The sequence below is a fragment of the Stenotrophomonas sp. AR029 genome, from assembly GCF_047520695.2.
Lineage (GTDB): Bacteria > Pseudomonadota > Gammaproteobacteria > Xanthomonadales > Xanthomonadaceae > Stenotrophomonas > Stenotrophomonas sepilia.
This window is the reverse complement of sequence record NZ_JAXBQQ020000001.1, coordinates 574,845-594,614: the sequence shown is the minus strand read 5'-3', so window position 1 is coordinate 594,614 and position 19,770 is coordinate 574,845. Positions and strand designations below refer to the sequence as shown.

The window sequence follows — 19,770 nt, the reverse complement described above, 5'->3', positions numbered from 1 at the left end:
GAGGCGATCATGTTCAAGCTGATCATTGAAACAGCGGTGCGCCACCGCTGGCTGGTGGTGTTCATGGCGGCGCTGATCGCCGCCGTGGGCCTGTTCCAGCTGGGCAAGCTGCCGATCGACGCCGTGCCGGACATCACCAACCGCCAGGTGCAGATCAACACGGTGGCCCCGGCGCTGACCCCGGAGCAGATCGAACGGCAGGTGACCTATCCGCTGGAAACCGCGCTGGCCGGCATTCCCGGCCTGACCACCACGCGTTCGCTTTCGCGCAATGGCTTCTCGCAGGTCACCGCGATCTTCACCGATGCCACCGACATCTACTTCGCCCGCCAACAGGTGGCCGAACGCATGCGCGAGGCATCGGAAGACCTGCCCGATGGTGCGTCGCCGATGCTGTCGCCGGTCACCACCGGCCTCGGCGAGGTGCTGATGTGGACGGTGGACTTCACCGCGTTCGATCCGACCAGGCTGGCCAAGCCCGGTGAAGCCGGCTGGCAGGCCGGCGAGGTCTACCGCACGCCGGAAGGCAACCTGCTGCGCACGCCGGAAGAGCGCGCGACCTACCTGCGCACCGTGCAGGACTGGATCATCGCGCCGCAGATGCGCTCCAGCCCGGGGCTGGCCGGTGTCGATACGGTCGGCGGCTACGTCAAGGAATACGGCGTGCATCCGGACAGCGCCAAACTGGCCGCGCATGGCCTCGGCCTGGCCGACCTGGTTACCGCGCTGCAGCGCTCCAACGTGCAGGCCGGCGCCGGCTTCGTGCAGCGGGCCGGTGAAGGCCTGGTGGTGCGTGCCGATGGCCTGGCGCTGACCACCGAGGATCTTGCACAGGCGCCGGTGGCCACCCGCAATGGCGTGGTGGTGCGCGTGGCCGATGTAGCCACCGTGGAACTGAGCCGCGCGCCGCGCCTGGGTGCAGCCAGCCGCAACGGCCACGAGGCCGTGCTGGGCACCGCGCTGATGATTGCCGGTGGCAACAGCCGCACCGTGGCGCAGGCCGCAGCCGCACGTCTGGAACAGGTGAACACGTCGCTGCCGGCCGACATCGTGGCCGCACCGGTGCTGGACCGCAGTGTGCTGGTCAATTCCACCATCAAGACCGTGGCCCGGAACCTCACCGAGGGCGCGCTGCTGGTGGTGGTGGTGCTGTTCCTGCTGCTGGGCAACCTGCGCGCGGCCACCATCACCGCGCTGGTGATTCCGCTGTCGTTCCTGTTCGCGGTGATCGGCATGAACCGCTTCGGCATCAGCGGCAACCTGATGAGCCTGGGTGCACTGGACTTCGGCATCCTGGTGGACGGTGCGGTGATCGTGGTCGAGTCGACGCTGCTGATGCTGGGCCAGCGCCGCGCCGAACTGGGCCGGGCGCTGACCGCGATGGAACGGCTGCGCGTGGCCGCCGATTCCGCGCTGAAGATGGCGCGCCCGGCGGCGTTCGGCCAGCTGATCATCCTGCTGGTGTTCGCGCCGATCCTCACCCTGGAAGGTGTGGAGGGCAAGACCTTCCACCCGATGGCGGCGACCTTCATGCTGGCCCTGGTCGGTGCCTTCCTGTTCTCCTTCACCTTCGTGCCGGCGATGACGGCGCTGCTGGTGCGCGAGCCGAAGCTGAAGGACGCCGATGCACATGCGGACGACGGCGAGCACGAGACCAGGCTGATACGCGTGCTGCGCGCGCGCATCGAGCCGGTGATCCGCAAGGCCGTGGCGCATCCGCGCACGGTAGTGGCCAGTGCGGTGATGATGGTGGTGGTGGGCATCGGCTCGTTCTCGATGCTGGGCCGCGAGTTCATGCCGACGCTGGACGAAGGCAACGTGGCGATGCAGGCGTTGCGCGTGCCGTCGACGTCGCTGGAGCAGTCACTGGCCATGCAACTGGCGTTGGAAAAGGTGATTGCCAAGCAGCCGGAAGTGGAGACCGTGTTCTCGCGTACCGGTACCGCCGAGGCGGCGATCGATCCGATGCCGACCAACATCTCCGACAGCGTGATCGTGCTGAAGCCACGCAAGGACTGGCCCGATCCGAAGTTGGCCAAGGACGCGCTGGTGGCCCGTTTCGAAAAGCTGGCCGGGCAGCAGCTGGGCAACAGTTTCGAGTTCAGCCAGCCGATCGAGCTGCGCTTCAACGAGCTGATTTCCGGCGTGCGTACCGACCTGGCCGTAATGATCTTTGGCGATGACTTCGGCCAGCTGCAGAAGGTGGCCGACCAGGTGGCGCTGAAGCTGCGTGCGGTGGATGGCGCGGCCGACGTGCGGGTGGAACAGATCTCCGGCCTGCCCACGCTGAACGTGGCGATCGATCATGTGGCGGCGGCGCAGTATGGGCTGACTGCGGCGGATGTGAGTGATGCACTGTCCACCGGCATCGGCGGTACTGCGGCGGGCAAGATCTTCGAAGGCGACCGCCGCTTCAACGTGGTGGTGCGCCTGGACGATGCCGCGCGCAACGCTCCGGACCAGCTGGCCTCGCTGCCGATCGCCACGCCGTCGGGGTTGGTGATTCCGCTGTCGTCGGTTGCGCGCATCACGGTCAGCGAAGGGCCGAACCAGATCAGCCGCAACAACGGCAGCCGCCGCGTGGTGGTGCAGGCCAACGTGCGTGGCCGCGACCTGGGCGGCTTCGTCGGCGAAGCGCAGGCCGCGGTAGCCGACGTGGCACTGCCGCCGGGTGCCTACCTGACCTGGGGTGGCCAGTTCGAGAACCTGCAGCGCGCGGAAAAGCGGCTGGCGACGGTGGTACCGGTAGTGTTCCTGCTGATCGGCAGCCTGCTGTTCATGGCCCTGCGCAGCGGCAAGGAAGCCATTCTGGTGTTCAGCTGCGTGCCGTTGGCGTTGGTCGGCGGCATCCTCGCGCTGCTGCTGCGGGGCATGCCGTTCTCGGTATCGGCAGCGGTCGGCTTCATCGCCGTGTCCGGCGTGGCGACCTTGAATGGCCTGGTGCTGATGCAGGCGATCCGCGAACGCCTGGATGCCGGCGACCTGCCGCTGCAGGCGGCGATCAACGGTGCCTCCAGCCGCATCCGCGCGGTGCTGACCACGGCGCTTGTGGCGATCGTCGGCTTCATTCCGATGGCGATCGCCAGCGGTTCCGGCGCGGAAGTGCAGAAACCGCTGGCGACGGTGGTGATCGGTGGCCTGATCACCGCCACCGTGCTGACCCTGCTGGTGCTGCCGACGTTTGCGGCACGCGTGGCCAAGCCGCGGGCGGTGGGGTGAGGTGAGAGGGGGGTCGGAGCCCTTTCCACGGGAAAGGGATCCGACCCCGTGACCGGGTCGGATTGCCGGCCAGCGGCCGGCACTACCCGGTACCGGTCAGGCCTTCTTGCGCTCGGCGATGTAGGCCTGGATCTGCTGTTCCAGCACCGGCAGCGGCACCGAGCCCTGCTTGAGCAGGGTGTCGTGGAAGCCCTTGATGTCGAACTTGTCGCCCAGCTCCTTCTCGGCCTGCGCACGCAGGCGCACGATGGCGATCTCGCCCAGCTTGTAGCTCAGCGCCTGGCCCGGCCAGGAAATGTAGCGGTCCACTTCGGTGGTCACTTCATGCTCGCTCAGCGCGGTGTGGTCACGCAGGTAGGCCAGCGCCTGCTCGCGGGTCCAGCCCTTGCTGTGCACGCCGGTGTCGATCACCAGGCGCGCGGCGCGCCACATCTCGTAGGTCAGGCGGCCGAAATCCTCGTACGGGGTTTCGTAGATGCCCATCTCCACGCCCAGCTTCTCGCAGTACAGCGCCCAGCCTTCGCCATAGGCGGAGATGTAGGCGTTGCGGCGGAACTCGGGCAGGTTCTTCTGCTCGGCGGCGATCGCGCCCTGCAGCGAATGGCCCGGATCGGATTCATGCAGGGTCAGTGCCGGCAGGTTGTACAGCGGGCGCGAGGGCAGGTTGTAGGTGTTGAGCCAGTAGGTACCCATGCCACCGCGGCCGGCCGTCCAGAACGGTGCAATGTCCGGTGGCACCGGCACGATGGTGAAGCGCGCGCGCGGCAACGTCATGTACTTGCCGAGCTGGCCGTCCGCCCGCTTGGAAATCCACGCGGCGCGCGAAAGCAGCTCTTCCGGCGTCTTCGCATAGAACTGCGGATCGGTACGCAGGAAGGTCAGGAACTCGGCGAAGCTGCCCTTGAACTTCACCTGCTTGATGATGTCGTTCATCTCGCCCTGGATGCGTGCGACTTCCTCCAGGCCGATGCGGTGGATCTCGTCCGGCGACAGGTCCAGCGTGGTGTACTCGTGGATCTGCTGCCTGTAGTAGGCCTTGCCATCGGGCATCGCTTCGGCGGCCAGGGTGGTGCGCGCCTGCGGCACGTACTCGTTGACGAAGAAGGTGCGCAGCTGCTGGAACGCCGGCACCACCTTGCCGCTGATCGCTTCACGCGCCTGCGCCTGCAGCCTGGCCTGTTCGGCGGCCGGGATGCTGTTGGGCAGCTTCTTGAACGGCGCGTACAGCGGCGATTCGGTCGGGTCCTTCAGCTCGGCAACGGTGGCGATGGACACTTCGCGGCCATCCAGCACCGCGCGCGGCACGCTGAAGCCGCGCTTCAGGCCGGCGCGCATGTTCTCGGTCTGCTGGCCGAAGTAACGCGGCACATCGTTCAGCCGTGCGATGTAGTTCTGGTAGTCCTGCACGGTCTTCATCTCGCGCCGGGCCATGAAGGACAGGTTGGACCAGAACGAGGAATCGGCGTTGAACGGCATTTCGTAGCCGCGCAGGCGCGTCTCTTCGGCCAGGTTGAACACCTGGTCGCGATAGATCGCGTAGTTGACCTGGTTGTCCGGCGACAGGGTCTTCGGGTCGATCTTCTTCAGTGCGGCCAGGGTCTCGTCCCACACCTTCAGACGCGCCTGCTGCGCGGCCGGGCCGACGTCAGGCATGCGGGTGGCGTTGGCCGGGGCGTCTTCGTCCTCGCTGGCTTCACCACCTCCCTGCTGGCGCCACTTCCATTCCTTCTCGTACAGCGCGCGGAAGGCGGCATCCGCGGGCGATTCGGTGGCCACGCTGGCGGGCGCGGCGGCGGCGGCGGCGGCGGGCGCAGCGGCCAGGGCCACGGTGGGGGCGGACAGGGCGATCAACAGGGCAACGGCAAGACGGGTTTTCACGAGCACAGGTTCCCGGGAAGGCAGACCCCGATCATGGCACCGCCCACGGCCCATGGCATGGGACGAAGGTCCTGCCTGCAGCGCAGGCAGGACCGGGAACCGGCCGCTCTGGTAGATGCCAACCTTGGTTGGCACACGGGGAAACCCAGCGCCGACAGGGCACCGCCGCTGAACATGCAGTAGATCCACGCCATGCGAGGATGCGCCGGGATCCTGACAGGGGTCAGAGCCCTTTCCAGTGGAAAGGGATCCGACCCCGCAGCCTCAGTGACTGGCCTTGTCCCGCTTCCAGCCGCGGTGCTTGATGTCCAGGTGCAGGCTGTACAGCGCGGTGAACGCCGGGAACAGGTTCTGCAGTACACCCACCGAGTCCTGCTTGGCCGAGAACAGGAAGTAGCTCAGGGTCATCAGGCTGCCGAGCACGCTCATGTACCAGAACAGGCGCGGGATGACGGGTTTGCCGGCGCGCTTGGAGGCGATGAACTGGACCAGCCAGCGGCCGCCGAACATCAGTGCGCCGGTGTAGCCGATCAGCTTCCAGCCGGTCACATGCAGGCCGGTCCAGTACAGCCAGGTGAGGGGCTGATCCAGCCAGTGCAGCTCCAGATCCATCAGCGCTCCTCCACCGCGGTGCGCTTGCTTCGGGTGATCAGCCAGGCCACGCCACGCAGGTCGCGGATGCCGACCAGCGCGCGGCCGAGGTTGTTGTACTTGGACACGCCGGCGGTACGGTGGCGGTGGTTGACCGGCACGCTGGTGGTCTTCCAGCCGGCACGCTGCATCAGCGCTGGCAGGTAACGGTGCATGTGGTCGAAGTACGGCAGGTCGAGGAACGCGCTGCGTTCGAACAGCTTGATGCCGCAACCGGTGTCGGGCGTGTCGTCGCGCAGCATGCGCGCACGGATGGCGTTGGCCCATTTGCTGGCCCAGCGCTTGCTGCCGCTGTCCTGGCGGTTGACGCGCCAGCCGGCGAACAGCTTCACCTGCGCCTCGGCGGCGTCGCGTGCGGCAAGCAGCTTGGGAATATCGGCCGGATCGTTCTGGCCATCGCCATCCAGGGTGGCGATCCACGGCGCGCGCGCGTGCTTGACGCCGGTGCGCACCGCCGTGCTCTGCCCGCTCTGGTTCACATGGTGCAGCACGCGCAGTTCCGGGGTGGTTGCCTTCAATCCCTGCAGCACCGCCAGGGTGTCATCACGCGAGTGGTCGTCGATGTAGACGATCTCGAACGGCAGCCGGCCACGCAGCGCAGCGGTGATTTCGGCGACCAGCGGGGCAACATTGTCGCGCTCGTTGAACACCGGGACGACAACGGAAAGCTCGGGTTGGCTCATAAGGCACTCGGCCAAAGGGGGGACAAAGACCGCGCATTCTCCGAAACCGAGGTTATCCGAAGATGAACCCGGCGGCGTGAGGATCCGTCCTCAGGCGCGATCGCCAAAATACTCGCGGCACCACTGCACCACAGGCGGCAGGCCTTGTTCGATCGGGGTCACCGCATCGAAGCCGAAAGCGTCATGTGCGCGCCGGGTATCGGCCATCGTGCGCACCATGTCGCCGGGCTGCATGGGCTTGTAGACCTTCTGCGCAGGGCGGCCGGCGGCCTGCTCGATCACGCTGATGAAGCGCTCCAGCTCGACCGGTGTATGGTTGCCGAGGTTGAACACCCGGTGCGGCACCGGACCGTCGGCCGGATGCGCGAGGGCGCCGAGGATACCGGATACGATGTCGGAGACATGTGTGAAATCGCGCTGCATGCGGCCTTCGTTGAACACGTCGATCGGCCGACCGGCCAGCACCGCGCGCGAGAACAGCAGCGGTGCCATGTCCGGCCGGCCCCACGGGCCATACACGGTGAAGAATCGCAGCCCGGTGGCATGCAGGCCGTACAGCTGCGCGTAGGTGTAGGCCATCAGCTCGTTGGCCGCCTTGGTCGCCGCGTACAGCGAGCGTGGCTGGTCCACGCGCTGGTCTTCGGAGAACGGCGGCGTGGCCGAATCGCCGTAGACCGAACTGCTGGAGGCATACACCAGGTGCTGCACGCCACGGTGGCGGCACAACTCGAGCATGTTGACGAAGCCGACCAGGTTGCTGTCGACGTAGGCATGCGGGTTTTCCAGCGAATAGCGCACGCCGGCCTGCGCGGCCAGGTGGATCACCGCGGTCGGCCGCACCTCGTCGAACAGTGCGGCCAGGCCCTGCTGGTCGGTCAGGTCCAGGGTGCGCAGGTCCAGCGCCGGACACAGCGCGGCCACGCGGTCACGCTTGATCTGCGGGTCGTAGTAATCGTTGAAGTTGTCCAGGCCGACCACGGCCTGGCCGGCCTCCAGCAGCGCGCGGGCGGTGTAGGCACCGATGAAGCCGGCAGCGCCGGTGAGCAGGATGGTCATGGCAGGGGCCTGGGAACGAAGTTCAGGCCCCTGATGTTACCGGTCTCAGAACAAACCGAAACGCTTCTTCGCCACGTTGGTGCGGCCGGGCTCGATCACATCGTTGATCTGTTTCGCATCGAAGCGGTCGAGCAGGGCGTCGGCGCCCTTCTTCAGCTTCAGGTCCATCTCTTCGGGGTACAGCGGAACCAGGCTCATGAAGCTGATGGTATTGCCATCCTCCAGCTCCAGCGTGGCGAAGTCCTCCGGGGCGGTCACCGGCGGCAGCACGATGGCACCGTCGAAACCCACGTCCGGCGCATAGGGCTCGCTGGGATGGCCGTTGGGAATGGTGTGGCCGAAGCCCAGCCACGTGTCGTACTCGTGCGGTAACCGCGCCATGCCCTTCAGCAGGCGCACCGGCCAGTAGTTGCGCTCATCCTCGAAGGCGTCCTGCGTGATCGGCCAGTCGGCCGGCAGGGTCACCATCAGTTCCATGTAGCGCGGCACGTCCGCATCCGCCTCGGCGGGCACGGTCATCGGCAGGTCGCTCATGCCGGAGGTGACCAGGCGCAGGTACGGGCAGTGGTCATTGGCCGGCACCACGTGCACGTCGATGTGCACCAGGTCGGAGATGATTTCATGGAAGACACCGGACACCGGTCCCAGGTGGTGTTCGATGTGGGCACTGATCGCCTCGATGTGCCGTTCTTCGCCGATGGCGAGCACAAAGTCCTTCTCACGGCGATGTACCAGTATCTGGGTGCCGTCCGGGCTGACGTCTTCGTAGTCGTTGCTCATGTCCTGCTCCCTGGATGAGGCCACGGGCCGGAAGACAGTGCATTCCGCGGTGCGCGTGGCAGTGCGTTCCCTGTCATTCGCCGGGCGCGGCAGGAACAGGCCGCCTCCCCGACGCGGCGCCGGGCTCAGCCCTGGCGCGCGCGCAGTTTTTCCAGCACGCCGTCCAGGGTGTCCAGGTCGGTGTAGTGGATGATCAGCTTGCCCTTGCCGCCACGGCCGTGGCTGATCGCCACCTTGGCGCCGAGCGCTTCGGACAGCTCGGTTTCCAGCGAGGCGATGTCGGCCTGCTGCACCTTCGGCGTGGCCACCGGACGGCTGCTCGGCACCTTGCCGGCGGCGAAAGCCTGCGCGCGCCGCTCGACCTCGCGCACCGACCAGCCTTCGTCGGCCGCTTCCTGGGCCAGCTTGCCGGCCAGTTCGGGGGCCAGGGTCAGCAGCGCACGGGCATGCCCCATTTCCAGGCGGCGGGTTTCCAGCAGCAGGCGGATCGCCACTGGTAGTTCCAGCAGGCGCAGCAGGTTGGACACCGCCGCGCGCGAGCGGCCGACGGCCTCGGCGGCCTCGGCATGGGTGAGGGTGAACTCGCTGATCAGGCGCTGCAGCGCTTCGGCTTCCTCCAGCGGGTTGAGGTCTTCACGCTGGATGTTCTCGATCAGCGCCATCGCGATGACGGTGCGGTCTTCCAGCTCGCGCACCACCACCGGCACTTCGTCCAGCCCGGCCAGCTGCGATGCGCGCCAGCGGCGTTCACCGGCGACGATTTCGTAGTTGCCCGCCGGCAGCTGGCGCACCAGGATCGGCTGGATCACGCCCTGCGACTTGATCGAGTCGGCCAGCTCGGACAGCTTGCCCTCGTCCATCTCGCGGCGCGGCTGGTACTTGCCCGGCTGCAGCTGGCCGACCGGCAACTTGCGCAGCACTTCCCCCGGCAGCGGCTCGATCACCGCCGTGGTGGCCTGCACCTGGCTGACCGCGCCCTTCGGGCCCAGCAGCGCGTCCAGGCCACGGCCGAGGCCTCGCTTCTTGGCTGCCGGCTTGCTGCTGGTCATCAGACGGTCTCCACGGCCTTGGTGGCCTTGTTGCGTTCGTTGTTGCGGCGGATGATCTCGCCAGCCAGGCCCAGGTAGGCCACGCCACCGCGCGAGGCGCGGTCGTAGCCGACGATGCTCTGGCCATGGCTGGGTGCCTCGGCCAGGCGAACGTTGCGCGGCACGATGGTGCGGAACACGCGATCGCCGAAGTGCTCGGTGAGCTCGGCCGAGACCGCGTTCGCCAGGTTGTTGCGCACGTCGAACATGGTGCGCAGCACGCCTTCGATCTCCAGCGCCGGATTGAGGTTGGCACGCAGCGCTTCGATGGTTTCCACCAGCGCGCTCAGGCCTTCCAGGGCGTAGTACTCGCACTGCATCGGCACGATCACCGAATCGGCAGCGGCCAGCGCATTGAGCGTCAGCAGCGACAGCGCCGGCGGGCAGTCGACCAGGATGTAGTCGTACTCGTCGCGGATCGGTGCCAGCGCGCGCTTCAGCCGCTGCTCGCGCTCGCTCTGCGCCATCAGCTGGATCTCGGCGGCGGTCAGGTCGATGTTGCCGGGAAGCAGGTCGTAGCCTTCGGCGGTCTGCACGCGTACATCGGCGGCGCTGGACTCGCCCAGCAGCAGATCGTAGGTGGAGGCGGCCAGCTCACGCTTGTCCACGCCACTGCCCATGGTCGCGTTGCCCTGCGAATCGAGGTCGACCAGCAGCACGCGCTTGGGTGCGTTGGCCAGGGAAGCGGCCAGGTTGACGGCGGTCGTGGTCTTGCCGACGCCACCCTTCTGGTTGGCGATGGCGATGATGCGGGCCATGCGGGTGTGCCTCGTCGACGTGTGCTGGGACCGGTCATTATGCGTACAACCGGCCCCTTGCGGAAATCGTGGATCGCCAACCCGTTGTTGCACAAGGGGCTGGCGGCGGGAATCAAGGGCCTGTAACAGTAACCAGGTGGCGTTCGCCGGCCAGGCCGGGCACGCTCAGCGGGGTCACCTCGCGCACCTGCCAGCCAGCCGGCAGGTCCGCGATCTCCTCATGCGGGTAGACGCCCTTCATGGCCAGCAGCACGCCCCCCGGCCGCAGCAGGTGGCCACCGACACGGACGATGCCGGCCAGGGTATCCATGGCACGGGCGGTCAACTGGTCGTAACGACCGGCCTCGTCCAGCGCCTCGGCGCGCGATTCGGCCACGCGGGCATTGCCCAGGCCGAGTTGGCGCACGGCCTCGCGCATGAAGCGCGCCTTCTTGCCATTGCTCTCGACCAGGGTCACCTGCAGGCCCGGGCAGGCGATGGCCAGCGGGATGCCCGGCAGCCCGGGGCCGGTGCCGAGGTCGGCCAGGCTGCCATCGGCCACGAACGGCTGCATCGCCAGCGAGTCGAGCAGGTGGCGGGTGACCATCTCCTGCGGGTCGCGGATGGCGGTGAGGTTGTAGGTGCCGTTCCAGCGGTGCAGCAGGGCCAGGTAGCGCAGCAGCGGCGGCGCCAGCGCGGCATCCAGGCCCATGCTGGCCAGGCCCTGTTCCAGCGTGGCAGCTACGCTGGCGGGAAGTGGGTGTTCGCTCATGCCGGCATTATCGCCGGTTTTGCGCGCTGATTCCCCGCCTCAGTGCGGATACCAGGCCAACGCCGCCCGGAACTGACCGGTGGCCTGCCATTCGTGCAGGTGCCAGCGCGCGGCCTCGCCCAGTTCCGGGTCGCACCAGCGCAGGTGCAGGGCGCCATCGGCCCCCGGCGCCAGCTGCAGGCGGTGCAGGCCGAACGAGATACCCTGGCCGTGCGCCTTCAGCATCGATTCCTTGGCGCACCACACGCGGAAGAACCAGTGTTCGCGGTCGGCCTGGTCCAGGCTTTCCAGCCACGCCACCTCCTCCGGGTGGAAGAAGCGCTGCACGATCTCCAGCAGTCGGGCGCGCGGCCGCAGCAGTTCCAGGTCCACGCCCAGCCGCACGCCTTCGCCCAGCGCCACCAGCAGCACCTCGCCGCTGTGGCTCCAGCCGGTGCCGTAGTGGGCCAATGCGCCGCTCAGCTCCGGCCGGCCCTTGTCATCGCGGACCAGCGGCAGCGTCTCCGGATCGGCCCCGAGGGCCTGCGCCAGCACCTGCCGTGCCTGCGGTTCGCCGCGCTGGCCGGGCACGTGCGGGCGCCGCCAGACCGTCACCGGACCAAAGCGCCACGGGCCGTCGAGGGTGGCTGGCAGGCTCATGCGCACGCGCCCGTCACACGATTGCACGACGGGTTCACGGCCGTGCGCGTCAACTGGTCACCGTTCCCCACCGGAGGTTCGATCATGGGCATCATCATCTGGCTGATCGTCGGCGGCATCGTAGGCTGGCTGGCCAGCATCATCATGAAGCGCGATGCCCAGCAGGGCATCATCCTCAACATCGTGGTCGGCATCGTCGGCGCGCTGATTTCCGGCTGGCTGTTCGGCGGCGGCATCAACGAAGCGATCACCATTCGAACCTTCCTGTTCTCGCTGATCGGTGCAGTGATCCTGCTGGCGATCGTCAATCTGTTCACCCGCAAGAGCATACGCTGACACGGCGGTAGCGCCGGCCGCTGGCCGGCGGGCCTTTCAGAACGGGCCCGGCGATGCCGGGCCCCGTTCGTTCAACCGATCTGTACCCACGCCGGCGCATGGTCGCTCGGACGTTCCCAGGTGCGCGGCTCGCGGTCGATGCCCGAAGCCACCGCACCGCTCTTCAGCGCATCGGAGACCAGGGTCAGGTCGATGCGCAGGCCCAGGTTGCGACGGAAGCCGGCGGCGCGGTAATCCCACCAGCTGAAGGTGCCCGCCTCGTCGTTGTGCAGGCGGAAGCCATCGTGCAGGCCCAGCTGCAGCAGCTTGTTCAATGCGCCGCGCTCGGCGGTGGAGGTCAGGATGTGGTTGTCGTTCCACACCTCCGGGTCGTGCACGTCGCGTGCGTCCGGGGCAATGTTGAAGTCCCCCATCACGATCAGCTTCGGGTGGCGCTGCAGTTCTTCGGCGATCCAGGCATGCACCGCCTCAAGCCAGCGTAACTTGTACTCGTACTTGTCGGTACCGATGTCCTGGCCATTGACCACGTACAGGTTGATTACCCGCAGGTCGCCGAAGGTACCGGCGATGACGCGCTTCTGCTCGTCCTCGAAGCCGGGAATGCCGATCTGCACGTCCTGTGCAGGCTCACGCGACAGCAGCGCAACGCCGTTGTAGGTCTTCTGGCCGGCGAACACGCTGCGGTAGCCGGCAGCGATCAGCGCAGAGTCGGGGAACTTGTGGTCCTCCAGCTTGGTTTCCTGGATACCGACGATGTCCGGGCCGAACGCCTTGAGCCACTGTTCCAGGTGCGGCAGGCGGACATTGAGCGAATTGACGTTCCACGAGGCGATTTTCATGCGGGCATTCTACCCGGGTGGGCTTTGGTAGACGCCAACCTGGGTTGGCGCATGGCCGCCCCCGTGCCAACCAAGGTTTGCACCCACCGGTAGTGCCGGCCACTGGCCGGCAACCCCATGAACCGTCGGCAGGACCCCGCAGTTGGCGGCCAGCGGCCGGCACTACCGCAGCAGCAGCTTCAACAAACCCGCAATCTTCGAATACGGCGGCCGCAGCCGGTCGCTGGCCGCCCAGCGCGACTGCCACAGCACCGGCAGCCGCTTGCTCATCGCATCGAACCCGGCCCGCCCGTGGTACGCGCCCATGCCGCTGGCCCCTACCCCGCCAAACGGCAGGCCATCGGCGGCGAAGTGCAGCAGCGTGTCATTTACCGTCACGCCACCGGCCACCACCTGGCCGAGGATGCGCTCCACCGTGGCCGTGTCATGGCTGAAGGGATACAGCGCCAGCGGCCGTTCGCGGGACAGCACGTCCGCCAGCGCCGCCTCCAGATCCGGGTAGGCCCGCACGGGCAGGATCGGCCCGAAGATTTCCTCGCGCATCAGGTCCAGATCGTCGGGCGGGTCCAGCACCACGGTCGGCACCAGCAGGCGCTCGCGGTCGGCGCGCGCCTCATCCACCTGCGCCAACGGAATCACCGGCACGCCACGTTCGCGCGCCTGCACCAGATAGCCCTGCAGGCGCTGGTACTGGCCCTCGTTGATGATGCGCGTGTAGTCGTCGGCATTGCTGAAGTCGCCATAGCGTTCGCGCACCTGCTGCTGCAGCGCCTGTACGAACTCGCGCTGGCGGACCGTATCGATCAGCACATAATCCGGCGCGATGCAGGTCTGGCCCGCGTTGAACCACTTGCCGGTGGCCAGCCGCGCGGCGGCTTTGCCCAGCGGAAAATCGCGGCAGACGATGGCCGGCGACTTGCCGCCCAGTTCCAGCGTGACCGGCACCAGATGCTCGGCGGCGGCGGCCATCACCTTGCGGCCAACGGCCGTCGAGCCGGTGAACAGCAGATGGTCCAGCGGCAGCGAGGACACCGCCGCGGCCACATCCGCCCCGCCCTGCACCACCGCCACCCGATCGGGCGGGAACACGCTGGCCAGCAGATCAGCCAGGAACGCACTGGTGCGCGGCGTGTGTTCGGAGGGCTTCAACAGCACGTGGTTGCCAGCGGCGATGGCGGTGGCCAGCGGCACGAGTGCCAGCGTGACCGGGTAATTCCACGGTGAGATCACCCCGACCACACCCAGTGGCGTCGGCCGCAGCTGCGCGCGCGCCGGCCACAGCTTCCAGCCGGCCCGTACGCGCTGCGGCTTCGACCAGCGCCGCAGGTGGCGGCGCAGGTGGTCGATGGCCGACAGCACACTCATGCCATCGGCCAGCTTCGATTCGACGTGGACGCGGTGGCCGAAGTCCTCGGCGATGGCCGTGGCCATTTCGTCCAGGCGTGGCTTCAGCGCTTCGCGGAGGCGGCGCAGGTCGGCTTCACGCTGGTCCAGCGAAGGGCGCTGGGCCTGCCAGGTACTGCGCAGGGTGTGCAGGAGGGCGGGAAGGTCGGCTGGGGCGGTGGTCGTCATGGGCCGACTATACGGGGTGCTGCGCAACGCCATGGTAGTGCCGGCCGCTGGCCGGCAATGGGTTCATGTCTTCGGAGATTCATGGGTTTGCCGGCCAGCGGCCGGCACTACCGGAATGCGAACCCAGTGGACACGGTCGACAAACAGAAAGGCCGCGGTCTGCACCGCGGCCCCTGAAACCCGGTGGGTGCCGACCAACGGTCGGCACCCACCAACAGCGCGCGGAATCTGTCAGAGGTGGGGCGGTGTGGGTGGGCAGGACCGTTGGCGCCATGGATGGCGCCATCGAGCCCCCATGGATGGGTTTACGGCGTGTCCTGACCACCCACACCACCCCGCCATCCCACGGAATGCCGCTCTTGATCTTGCTTCGGCTTCGGCCTCTGCAGGTGCAGGGCGCAGCCCTGCCGAAAACCCCACCCTCAGCCGTCGCCCTGGATGCCGCCGGGGGCCTGCGCCGGGTCGCGCCAGCGGCGCACCGTGCGCTGGAAGAACAGGTTGTTCGGCAGCTGCAGCACCGTACCCTCATGGCCGTCGCCGGTTTCCTGCAGCGTGGTGTAGATCAGGTTCACGTCGATCACCCGCCCCTTCAGGCCCGGCTTCTCGCCGTTCTCCAGCACTTCGATGTAGTCATGCAGGCGGAACGGGCGAGTGGTGAAGATCAGCAGCGTGCAGAAGATGTTGGAGAGCACGCTCCAGGCCGCGAAGAAGGCCACTGCGCCCACGGCCGCGAAGCCGGTGAACGCGGTCCACAGCACTGAAGGCTTCGCGCCGAGCAGGCTGAGGATATACAGCAGGGCGCTGAAATAGACCACGAAACTGGTGATCCGGCGCGCGCCCATCACCATTTCAGGTGGCAGCGTGTAGTGCTCGGCAAAGCGCCGGATCAGGCGACGGGCCAGTACCCGAAGCAGCCAGGCGACCAGCAGCACCAGCACGATCTGCAGGGCCACGCCCGCGTAGTTCAGCCATGGGTGGCTCCAGGCCGGCAGGTGATCCTTCAGCGACAACATCATGGGGGCGAAAACAGGTGGTGGGAACGGCCTCGATGTTACCCGGCGCGTGCCGGGGTTTCGACCATCGGCGACCACGCCAGGCAGACCAGCTCCTGTCGATGCTGCTGCAGGCAGGCGCGGCCGTTGTCGGGGCACAACCGCAAGGACAGGCCCGATGCCTGCAGCACGACGCAAGCGACGATTACCAGCAGGGCGGCGCAGGACGAGCTGGACATGGCGGAACTCCCTGGAGGTGTTTTCTCGAATGACCTTCCATGGATGCAGCCATTGTCGAAAAGGTTGCATGGCCTTGATCGGCGATCGGCTCTAAACCTTTTTCCGGGTCGCCGCATCCAAGCGATATGCTCGACACCACCATGCCAGCGCCGCCTGCCGCCCACGCCCCTGTCGACGAACCCGCCCTGGTGCGGGCGGCCGCCGCCGGTGACACTGCGGCCTACGAACTGCTGTACCGGCGCCATGCGCCGCGCGTGTTCGCCGTACTGTGGCGCCTGTGCGGGGGCCAGCAGGCGCGTGCCGAGGATGCCCTGCAGGAAGCGTTCCTGCAGGCATGGAAGGCGCTGCCGGGGTTCCGGTTCGAAAGCAGCCTGTCGACCTGGTTGCACCGGTTGGGCGTCAACGCTGCACTGATGGAACTGCGCGGGCGCGCCGCCGGGCAGGACCACGACAGTCTGGAGGAGGTCGACGGCGGCCTGCAGGAGCTGGCGGTGCACGACCGTTGTGCCGGTACCGAGCGCGACCTGGAGCGCGCACTCGCGACGCTGCCTCCGAGGGCGCGTGCGGTACTGGTACTGCACGACATCGAAGGCTGGAAGCACCAGGAAATCGCCGAGCAGCTGCAGATGGCCGTCGGCAGTTCAAAGGCACAGCTGCATCGTGCGCGCGGCCTGTTGCGCGCACGGCTGGGAGACATGACATGAGTACACACGAACACGATTCCGATCACGATCTGCTGGCCCGGCTGCGCGCGTTGCCCAGCGAGCGAGATGTTCCCGCCGATGGCTGGGCGCGCCTGTCGGCGCAGCTGCCGCCGCGCGAGCCGCAGGCGGCGCCTGTGCCGGCCGACAACGTGGTGGCGCTGCCAGCGCGTTCGCGGCGCCGCTGGTGGTTGCCGGCCGGCGCTGCCCTGGCGGCCAGCCTGGCGCTGTACGCGGTGGCGCCATGGCGCCACGTGCAGCCGGATGCGCCGGTGCCGTCTACCCTGCAGTTGCAGGCTGCGGCGATGACCGAGCAGTACCGGCAGGCGGTGGCCTCGCTGCCCTCAGGCCGGGCACCGGAATGGCAGCCGGCCCTGCACGAACTGGATGAAAGCGCGGCACAGATCCAGGCCGCGCTGGCGCAGGATCCACGTGCGCCTCACCTGCTTGGCCAGCTCAAGCGCACCTATGCGCTGCGGCTGGAACTGACCCGGCAGGCGGCCTATGCCGCCGAGTCCGGCCTGACGACCTGAGGAGACCCCCGATGACACGAACCCTGATGACCTGCTGCGGCGCGCTGCTGCTGCTGCCCGCAGTGGCCCTGGCTGACACCCGGATCGACGAGCGCCACAACCTGGCCGCCGGCGGCCGCATCGAACTGAGCAACGTGGCCGGCAAAGTGACCGTGCGTGGCTGGGACCGCAACGACGTGCAGCTCACCGGTACGCTCAGCGATGGCCTCCAGCTGCGCCAGGAGAAGAGTGCCAACCGCGTACGCTGGGAAATCGAGTATCCGCGTCGCAACAACAACGGTGGCGCAACGCTGGTGCTGAACGTGCCGCGTTCGGTGGAACTGCTGCTGAGCACGGTCAGTGCCAACCAGGACATCAGCGGCATCGATGTGCGTCGCCTGCAGGCCGACACGGTCAGCGGCAGCCTGAGCGCCTCCGGTCGCAGCGGCGACAGCAAGCTCAATACGGTCAGTGGCGGTGTCAGCGCGCGCCTGCAGACTCCGAAGCTGGATGTGAACACGGTCAGCGGCCGGATCGAAGCCGGTGGCGGCGTGTCCGGTGACATCGGTGCACAGACGGTATCCGGCCGGGTCGAGGTCGATGCCGGGCGGGTGCAGCGGTTGGCGGTGGAAACCGTATCGGGCAGCATCGATCTGTCGGCGGCCGGGCTGGCGCCGGGGGGCCGGATCAATGTCGAATCGGTGAGTGCGTCGGTCAACCTGCGCCTGCCACGCTCGGTTTCGGCGCAGCTGTCGGTGAACAGCTTCAGCGGGTCGATCAACAGCGATGCCGGGCAGGTGGAGCGGCCGCGCTACGGCCCCGGCAGCCATCTTGATACGCGGCTGGGCAGCGGCGACGGTGATATCCGCATCCAGTCGCATTCGGGCAGTGTTCGGGTAAGCCTGGATCGCTGAGCGCGATCCGGCAGGCCGCGGCGGCAGCGCCGCCGCGGTCGGTACTGGGTCAGCTGGCTTTCTTCAGCGCCCAGGTGGTGCCGAGGACTTCGATCTTGCCACCGGCCTTGCGGAACGCTGCCAGGTCCGAAGCGATCGAATCGCTGCTGACCACGGTGCTGGCGGCCGCGCCCTTGCGTTCGCTGCGGATGCTGTTGCTGGCCTTCGCGGGGGTCTTTGCCTTGCGGGGCATGGTTGCTCCTGTCAGGTGGAAGGGGAGGAAAGCGCCCAGGCGTCGGCCTGGCGCAGGTAGTCCTGCCGCTCACGGCGGCAGTCACTGCCGCCCATCGAGAACTGGCGGCAGATCGCCGGGCGCTGCGAATAGATCGTGCAGCGCAGGTGATAGGGATCGATCGCCGCACACCAGCCTTCCTCGTTGCGCGCCATCACGGCACGGCCGTGGGTGTCGCGTGACAGGAACTGGCCGGGCACGTGGTCGCCGGGCTGCAGCAACACGGGCAGCCGGCAACAGACCGCGTCACAACGGCGGCAGTCGATGGGTGCATGTGCTGCGTCAGGTTGTAAGGCCTCAGGGGCCTGGCGGGTGCCCAAAGCGGGTCTCGATGGCGGCTCCGGTGGTACGCGGACCATGAACGAGCCAGGAAGGCATGGCCGCTAGGCCCGCAGGGCGGGCCAGGCTGCACCGTGGACACACACCGGCGTGGCCGGTGGAAGGTGCAGCAGGGTTCTAGCCGACCAAGAGTAACTTAGATCGCGTAACGTTTTGTTAATCCTGGCTTGCTGCCGCCAAAGCAAGGCCCTGGACCACGCCCAGCGAGGGCTCGCCGTGGACCATGCGGGCGCCCGGGAAGGCCTCCGCAACGGCCTGGCGCAGATACCCGGCGCGGGACATGCCGCCGGTCAGGAACACCGCGTCCGGGTCGCCGCCGATGTCGCTGCGGACCTGGGCCAGCAGCTCCCGGAGCTGCTCCAGATAACCATGCGCGGCTGCGGCCAGGCCGTCGGCGCTGCTGTCGGCATGCAGGTCGCGGGCGATGTAGTCCAGCGTGCTGCGATGTTCGCTGGCGGCGCTGAGGGCGATCTTGGCGCGCTCGACGTCGCGGTACAGGCGGGCGGTATTGCCGGTGTCCTGCAGGGCCTGCAGGCGCGCGCCCCACGGATTGTCGACATGGTCATACTTGTGCTGGCGGAAGTCGCGCTGGCGGGTCATGTCCTGCACGGTGGCCGCTTCCACATAGTGGTGGGCGGGCACGCGGGTGATGCCGCGGCCGAACAGCGGCATGTAGCTGGACAGGCTCAGCGCCAGGTCGATGTCGGTACCGCCGCGGGCGATGCCCCAGGCGCGGTGGATGCGCGGGGCGTCGTCGCCGCCGACTTCGGCGTGGGCGATATCGGTGGTACCGCCGCCGATGTCGACGATCACGGCCTGGTGCCGTTCGCGGCTTTCTGCGTGATAGTGCATGGCCGCCGCGGCCGGTTCCTCGAGGAAATCGATCTGGTCGAAACCGGCCTGGCTGGCGGCTTCGCGCAGGATGTCCAGCGCCTGGTCATTGCCGGCCGCACCGATCGAGCTGCGGAACTGCACCGGACGCCCAAGCAGGGCCGCTCGCAGCGGCTGGCCGAGCTGGGCGCTGGCGGTCAGGCGGATGTGTTCGAGGATGTGCGCGGCGATGCCGGTGATGGTCTGCTTGGCGCGTGGGTGCAGGTTGTAGCCGAGCATCGATTTCGGGCTCTGCACCAGGTTGCCTTCGTGTTCCTCGAAATAGGCTTCCAGCGCTTCGTCACCGTAGACCGCATTCTGCAGCAGGTCGCTGGCACTGCGTTCCTTGCCGGCACGGGCTTCCATCCATTCCCGGCGCAGCGCGCGCAGGGCTTCGCGGCGCAGCGCCTGCGGCGTGCGTTCCTGGCCGGCAGCGCGGGCCGCACGCGCAGCGCTGTCGATCATCTGCTGCAGCTGGTGCTCCTGGCCGTCATCGAGCTGAAAGTCATCCGGGTCGGGCACCACGCCGGGGAAGTACACGCTGGTACGGAACTGCTCGGCGTCGCCGAAGCGGATCGGCAGCAGTTTTCCTTCATGCACGATGGCGGCGGCGGAGTTGCTGGTACCGAAGTCGATGCCGAGGCGCATGGGGAGTTCCGGGGGCGATCAGGGGCCGCGCAC

General features: G+C 67.7%; 21 protein-coding genes. 5 read left to right on the top strand and 16 right to left on the bottom strand.

Annotation, left to right across the window (positions count from 1 at the left end; translation table 11 throughout):
* Positions 1-9: 9 nt before the first annotated feature.
* Positions 10-3,219 carry an efflux RND transporter permease subunit gene (locus tag ACM0PB_RS02825; RefSeq protein WP_414604843.1) on the top strand — a complete coding sequence of 1,070 codons (3,210 nt, stop codon included), beginning with the start codon at positions 10-12 and terminating at the stop codon, positions 3,217-3,219.
* Positions 3,220-3,315: 96 nt separating this feature from the next.
* Here the strand turns inward: ACM0PB_RS02825 and ACM0PB_RS02820 are convergent, their stop codons facing one another.
* The 9 genes from ACM0PB_RS02820 to ACM0PB_RS02780 form a co-directional block, all read right to left on the bottom strand.
* Positions 3,316-5,097: a DUF885 domain-containing protein gene (locus ACM0PB_RS02820; protein WP_235649983.1), complete on the bottom strand. Its 1,782-nt coding sequence runs from the start codon at positions 5,095-5,097 to the stop codon at positions 3,316-3,318.
* A 264-nt stretch (positions 5,098-5,361) separates the two neighbouring features.
* Complete coding sequence (locus tag ACM0PB_RS02815; RefSeq protein WP_019661748.1) at positions 5,362-5,709, bottom strand: lipid-A-disaccharide synthase N-terminal domain-containing protein; 348 nt, start codon at positions 5,707-5,709, stop codon at positions 5,362-5,364.
* Positions 5,709-6,431: a glycosyltransferase family 2 protein gene (locus tag ACM0PB_RS02810; protein WP_005420380.1), complete on the bottom strand. Its 723-nt coding sequence runs from the start codon at positions 6,429-6,431 to the stop codon at positions 5,709-5,711. Before ACM0PB_RS02810 ends, ACM0PB_RS02815 begins: the two co-directional genes overlap by 1 nt.
* Positions 6,432-6,521: 90 nt before the next feature.
* Entirely contained in the window at positions 6,522-7,487 is a 966-nt protein-coding gene (locus ACM0PB_RS02805; protein WP_005420382.1) for an NAD-dependent epimerase/dehydratase family protein, read from the bottom strand.
* A gap of 45 nt (positions 7,488-7,532) precedes the next feature.
* Positions 7,533-8,267: a suppressor of fused domain protein gene (locus ACM0PB_RS02800; RefSeq protein WP_065185923.1), complete on the bottom strand. Its 735-nt coding sequence runs from the start codon at positions 8,265-8,267 to the stop codon at positions 7,533-7,535.
* Positions 8,268-8,392: 125 nt separating this feature from the next.
* Positions 8,393-9,316 (bottom strand): ParB/RepB/Spo0J family partition protein, encoded by a 924-nt coding sequence (locus ACM0PB_RS02795; RefSeq protein WP_005420385.1) that lies wholly within the window; start codon positions 9,314-9,316, stop codon positions 8,393-8,395.
* A complete protein-coding gene (locus tag ACM0PB_RS02790) occupies positions 9,316-10,113 on the bottom strand; it encodes a ParA family protein (protein ID WP_414604844.1) in 798 nt (265 codons plus the stop codon). Before ACM0PB_RS02790 ends, ACM0PB_RS02795 begins: the two co-directional genes overlap by 1 nt.
* Positions 10,114-10,225: 112 nt before the next feature.
* Positions 10,226-10,864, bottom strand: coding sequence for a 16S rRNA (guanine(527)-N(7))-methyltransferase RsmG (rsmG, locus tag ACM0PB_RS02785; RefSeq protein WP_005420388.1), 639 nt, complete (start codon positions 10,862-10,864; stop codon positions 10,226-10,228).
* Positions 10,865-10,903: 39 nt separating this feature from the next.
* Complete coding sequence (locus ACM0PB_RS02780; protein WP_065177813.1) at positions 10,904-11,503, bottom strand: 4'-phosphopantetheinyl transferase family protein; 600 nt, start codon at positions 11,501-11,503, stop codon at positions 10,904-10,906.
* 84 nt (positions 11,504-11,587) lie between these two features.
* Here ACM0PB_RS02780 and ACM0PB_RS02775 point away from each other — a divergent pair, with 84 nt between their 5' ends.
* A complete protein-coding gene (locus tag ACM0PB_RS02775) occupies positions 11,588-11,839 on the top strand; it encodes a GlsB/YeaQ/YmgE family stress response membrane protein (RefSeq protein WP_005411656.1) in 252 nt (83 codons plus the stop codon).
* 71 nt (positions 11,840-11,910) lie between these two features.
* On the opposite strand, the gene xth is transcribed toward ACM0PB_RS02775, so the two are convergent.
* From xth to ACM0PB_RS02755, 4 genes are all read right to left on the bottom strand, one after another.
* Positions 11,911-12,678 carry an exodeoxyribonuclease III gene (xth, locus tag ACM0PB_RS02770; RefSeq protein ID WP_005420392.1) on the bottom strand — a complete coding sequence of 256 codons (768 nt, stop codon included), beginning with the start codon at positions 12,676-12,678 and terminating at the stop codon, positions 11,911-11,913.
* Between the two features lie 162 nt (positions 12,679-12,840).
* Positions 12,841-14,250, bottom strand: a complete 1,410-nt coding sequence (locus tag ACM0PB_RS02765; protein ID WP_164229340.1) for a coniferyl aldehyde dehydrogenase — start codon at positions 14,248-14,250, stop codon at positions 12,841-12,843.
* A gap of 422 nt (positions 14,251-14,672) precedes the next feature.
* Positions 14,673-15,266, bottom strand: coding sequence for a mechanosensitive ion channel family protein (locus tag ACM0PB_RS02760; RefSeq protein ID WP_005418176.1), 594 nt, complete (start codon positions 15,264-15,266; stop codon positions 14,673-14,675).
* Between the two features lie 35 nt (positions 15,267-15,301).
* Positions 15,302-15,481 carry a hypothetical protein gene (locus ACM0PB_RS02755; RefSeq protein WP_005418175.1) on the bottom strand — a complete coding sequence of 60 codons (180 nt, stop codon included), beginning with the start codon at positions 15,479-15,481 and terminating at the stop codon, positions 15,302-15,304.
* Between the two features lie 126 nt (positions 15,482-15,607).
* Between ACM0PB_RS02755 and ACM0PB_RS02750 the strand changes: the two genes are divergently transcribed.
* Genes ACM0PB_RS02750 through ACM0PB_RS02740 form a run of 3 tightly spaced genes read left to right on the top strand, consistent with a single transcriptional unit; the run spans position 15,608 to position 17,609 of the window.
* Entirely contained in the window at positions 15,608-16,186 is a 579-nt protein-coding gene (locus ACM0PB_RS02750) for an RNA polymerase sigma factor (RefSeq protein WP_005418173.1), read from the top strand.
* Positions 16,183-16,716 carry a hypothetical protein gene (locus ACM0PB_RS02745; RefSeq protein WP_065185474.1) on the top strand — a complete coding sequence of 178 codons (534 nt, stop codon included), beginning with the start codon at positions 16,183-16,185 and terminating at the stop codon, positions 16,714-16,716. The genes ACM0PB_RS02750 and ACM0PB_RS02745 overlap by 4 nt, the downstream gene beginning before the upstream one ends.
* A gap of 11 nt (positions 16,717-16,727) precedes the next feature.
* Positions 16,728-17,609: a DUF4097 family beta strand repeat-containing protein gene (locus ACM0PB_RS02740; RefSeq protein ID WP_111178667.1), complete on the top strand. Its 882-nt coding sequence runs from the start codon at positions 16,728-16,730 to the stop codon at positions 17,607-17,609.
* Between the two features lie 49 nt (positions 17,610-17,658).
* On the opposite strand, the gene ACM0PB_RS02735 is transcribed toward ACM0PB_RS02740, so the two are convergent.
* The 3 genes from ACM0PB_RS02735 to ACM0PB_RS02725 all read right to left on the bottom strand — a co-directional run bounded on the left by ACM0PB_RS02735 (position 17,659) and on the right by ACM0PB_RS02725 (position 19,737).
* On the bottom strand, positions 17,659-17,841 hold the full coding sequence (locus ACM0PB_RS02735) for a hypothetical protein (RefSeq protein ID WP_005410566.1): 183 nt from the start codon (positions 17,839-17,841) through the stop codon (positions 17,659-17,661).
* An 11-nt stretch (positions 17,842-17,852) separates the two neighbouring features.
* Positions 17,853-18,146: a YkgJ family cysteine cluster protein gene (locus ACM0PB_RS02730; RefSeq protein WP_080104338.1), complete on the bottom strand. Its 294-nt coding sequence runs from the start codon at positions 18,144-18,146 to the stop codon at positions 17,853-17,855.
* Positions 18,147-18,375: 229 nt separating this feature from the next.
* Positions 18,376-19,737, bottom strand: a complete 1,362-nt coding sequence (locus ACM0PB_RS02725; protein WP_061480625.1) for an Hsp70 family protein — start codon at positions 19,735-19,737, stop codon at positions 18,376-18,378.
* Between the last annotated feature and the right edge of the window lie 33 nt (positions 19,738-19,770).

Bases quoted from the DNA above. Each gene is read 5' to 3' on its own strand.
- ACM0PB_RS02795 (WP_005420385.1), bottom strand. From the start codon at position 9,316: ATGACCAGCAGCAAGCCGGCAGCCAAGAAGCGAGGCCTCGGCCGTGGC.
- ACM0PB_RS02790 (WP_414604844.1), bottom strand. From the start codon at position 10,113: ATGGCCCGCATCATCGCCATCGCCAACCAGAAGGGTGGCGTCGGCAAG.
- ACM0PB_RS02815 (WP_019661748.1), bottom strand. From the start codon at position 5,709: ATGGATCTGGAGCTGCACTGGCTGGATCAGCCCCTCACCTGGCTGTAC.
- ACM0PB_RS02775 (WP_005411656.1), top strand. From the start codon at position 11,588: ATGGGCATCATCATCTGGCTGATCGTCGGCGGCATCGTAGGCTGGCTG.
- ACM0PB_RS02755 (WP_005418175.1), bottom strand. From the start codon at position 15,481: ATGTCCAGCTCGTCCTGCGCCGCCCTGCTGGTAATCGTCGCTTGCGTC.
- ACM0PB_RS02825 (WP_414604843.1), top strand. From the start codon at position 10: ATGTTCAAGCTGATCATTGAAACAGCGGTGCGCCACCGCTGGCTGGTG.
- xth (WP_005420392.1), bottom strand. From the start codon at position 12,678: ATGAAAATCGCCTCGTGGAACGTCAATTCGCTCAATGTCCGCCTGCCG.
- ACM0PB_RS02745 (WP_065185474.1), top strand. From the start codon at position 16,183: ATGAGTACACACGAACACGATTCCGATCACGATCTGCTGGCCCGGCTG.
- ACM0PB_RS02725 (WP_061480625.1), bottom strand. From the start codon at position 19,737: ATGCGCCTCGGCATCGACTTCGGTACCAGCAACTCCGCCGCCGCCATC.
- ACM0PB_RS02735 (WP_005410566.1), bottom strand. From the start codon at position 17,841: ATGCCCCGCAAGGCAAAGACCCCCGCGAAGGCCAGCAACAGCATCCGC.
- ACM0PB_RS02805 (WP_005420382.1), bottom strand. From the start codon at position 7,487: ATGACCATCCTGCTCACCGGCGCTGCCGGCTTCATCGGTGCCTACACC.
- ACM0PB_RS02800 (WP_065185923.1), bottom strand. From the start codon at position 8,267: ATGAGCAACGACTACGAAGACGTCAGCCCGGACGGCACCCAGATACTG.
- ACM0PB_RS02780 (WP_065177813.1), bottom strand. From the start codon at position 11,503: ATGAGCCTGCCAGCCACCCTCGACGGCCCGTGGCGCTTTGGTCCGGTG.
- ACM0PB_RS02810 (WP_005420380.1), bottom strand. From the start codon at position 6,431: ATGAGCCAACCCGAGCTTTCCGTTGTCGTCCCGGTGTTCAACGAGCGC.
- ACM0PB_RS02740 (WP_111178667.1), top strand. From the start codon at position 16,728: ATGACACGAACCCTGATGACCTGCTGCGGCGCGCTGCTGCTGCTGCCC.
- rsmG (WP_005420388.1), bottom strand. From the start codon at position 10,864: ATGAGCGAACACCCACTTCCCGCCAGCGTAGCTGCCACGCTGGAACAG.
- ACM0PB_RS02765 (WP_164229340.1), bottom strand. From the start codon at position 14,250: ATGACGACCACCGCCCCAGCCGACCTTCCCGCCCTCCTGCACACCCTG.
- ACM0PB_RS02760 (WP_005418176.1), bottom strand. From the start codon at position 15,266: ATGATGTTGTCGCTGAAGGATCACCTGCCGGCCTGGAGCCACCCATGG.
- ACM0PB_RS02750 (WP_005418173.1), top strand. From the start codon at position 15,608: ATGCTCGACACCACCATGCCAGCGCCGCCTGCCGCCCACGCCCCTGTC.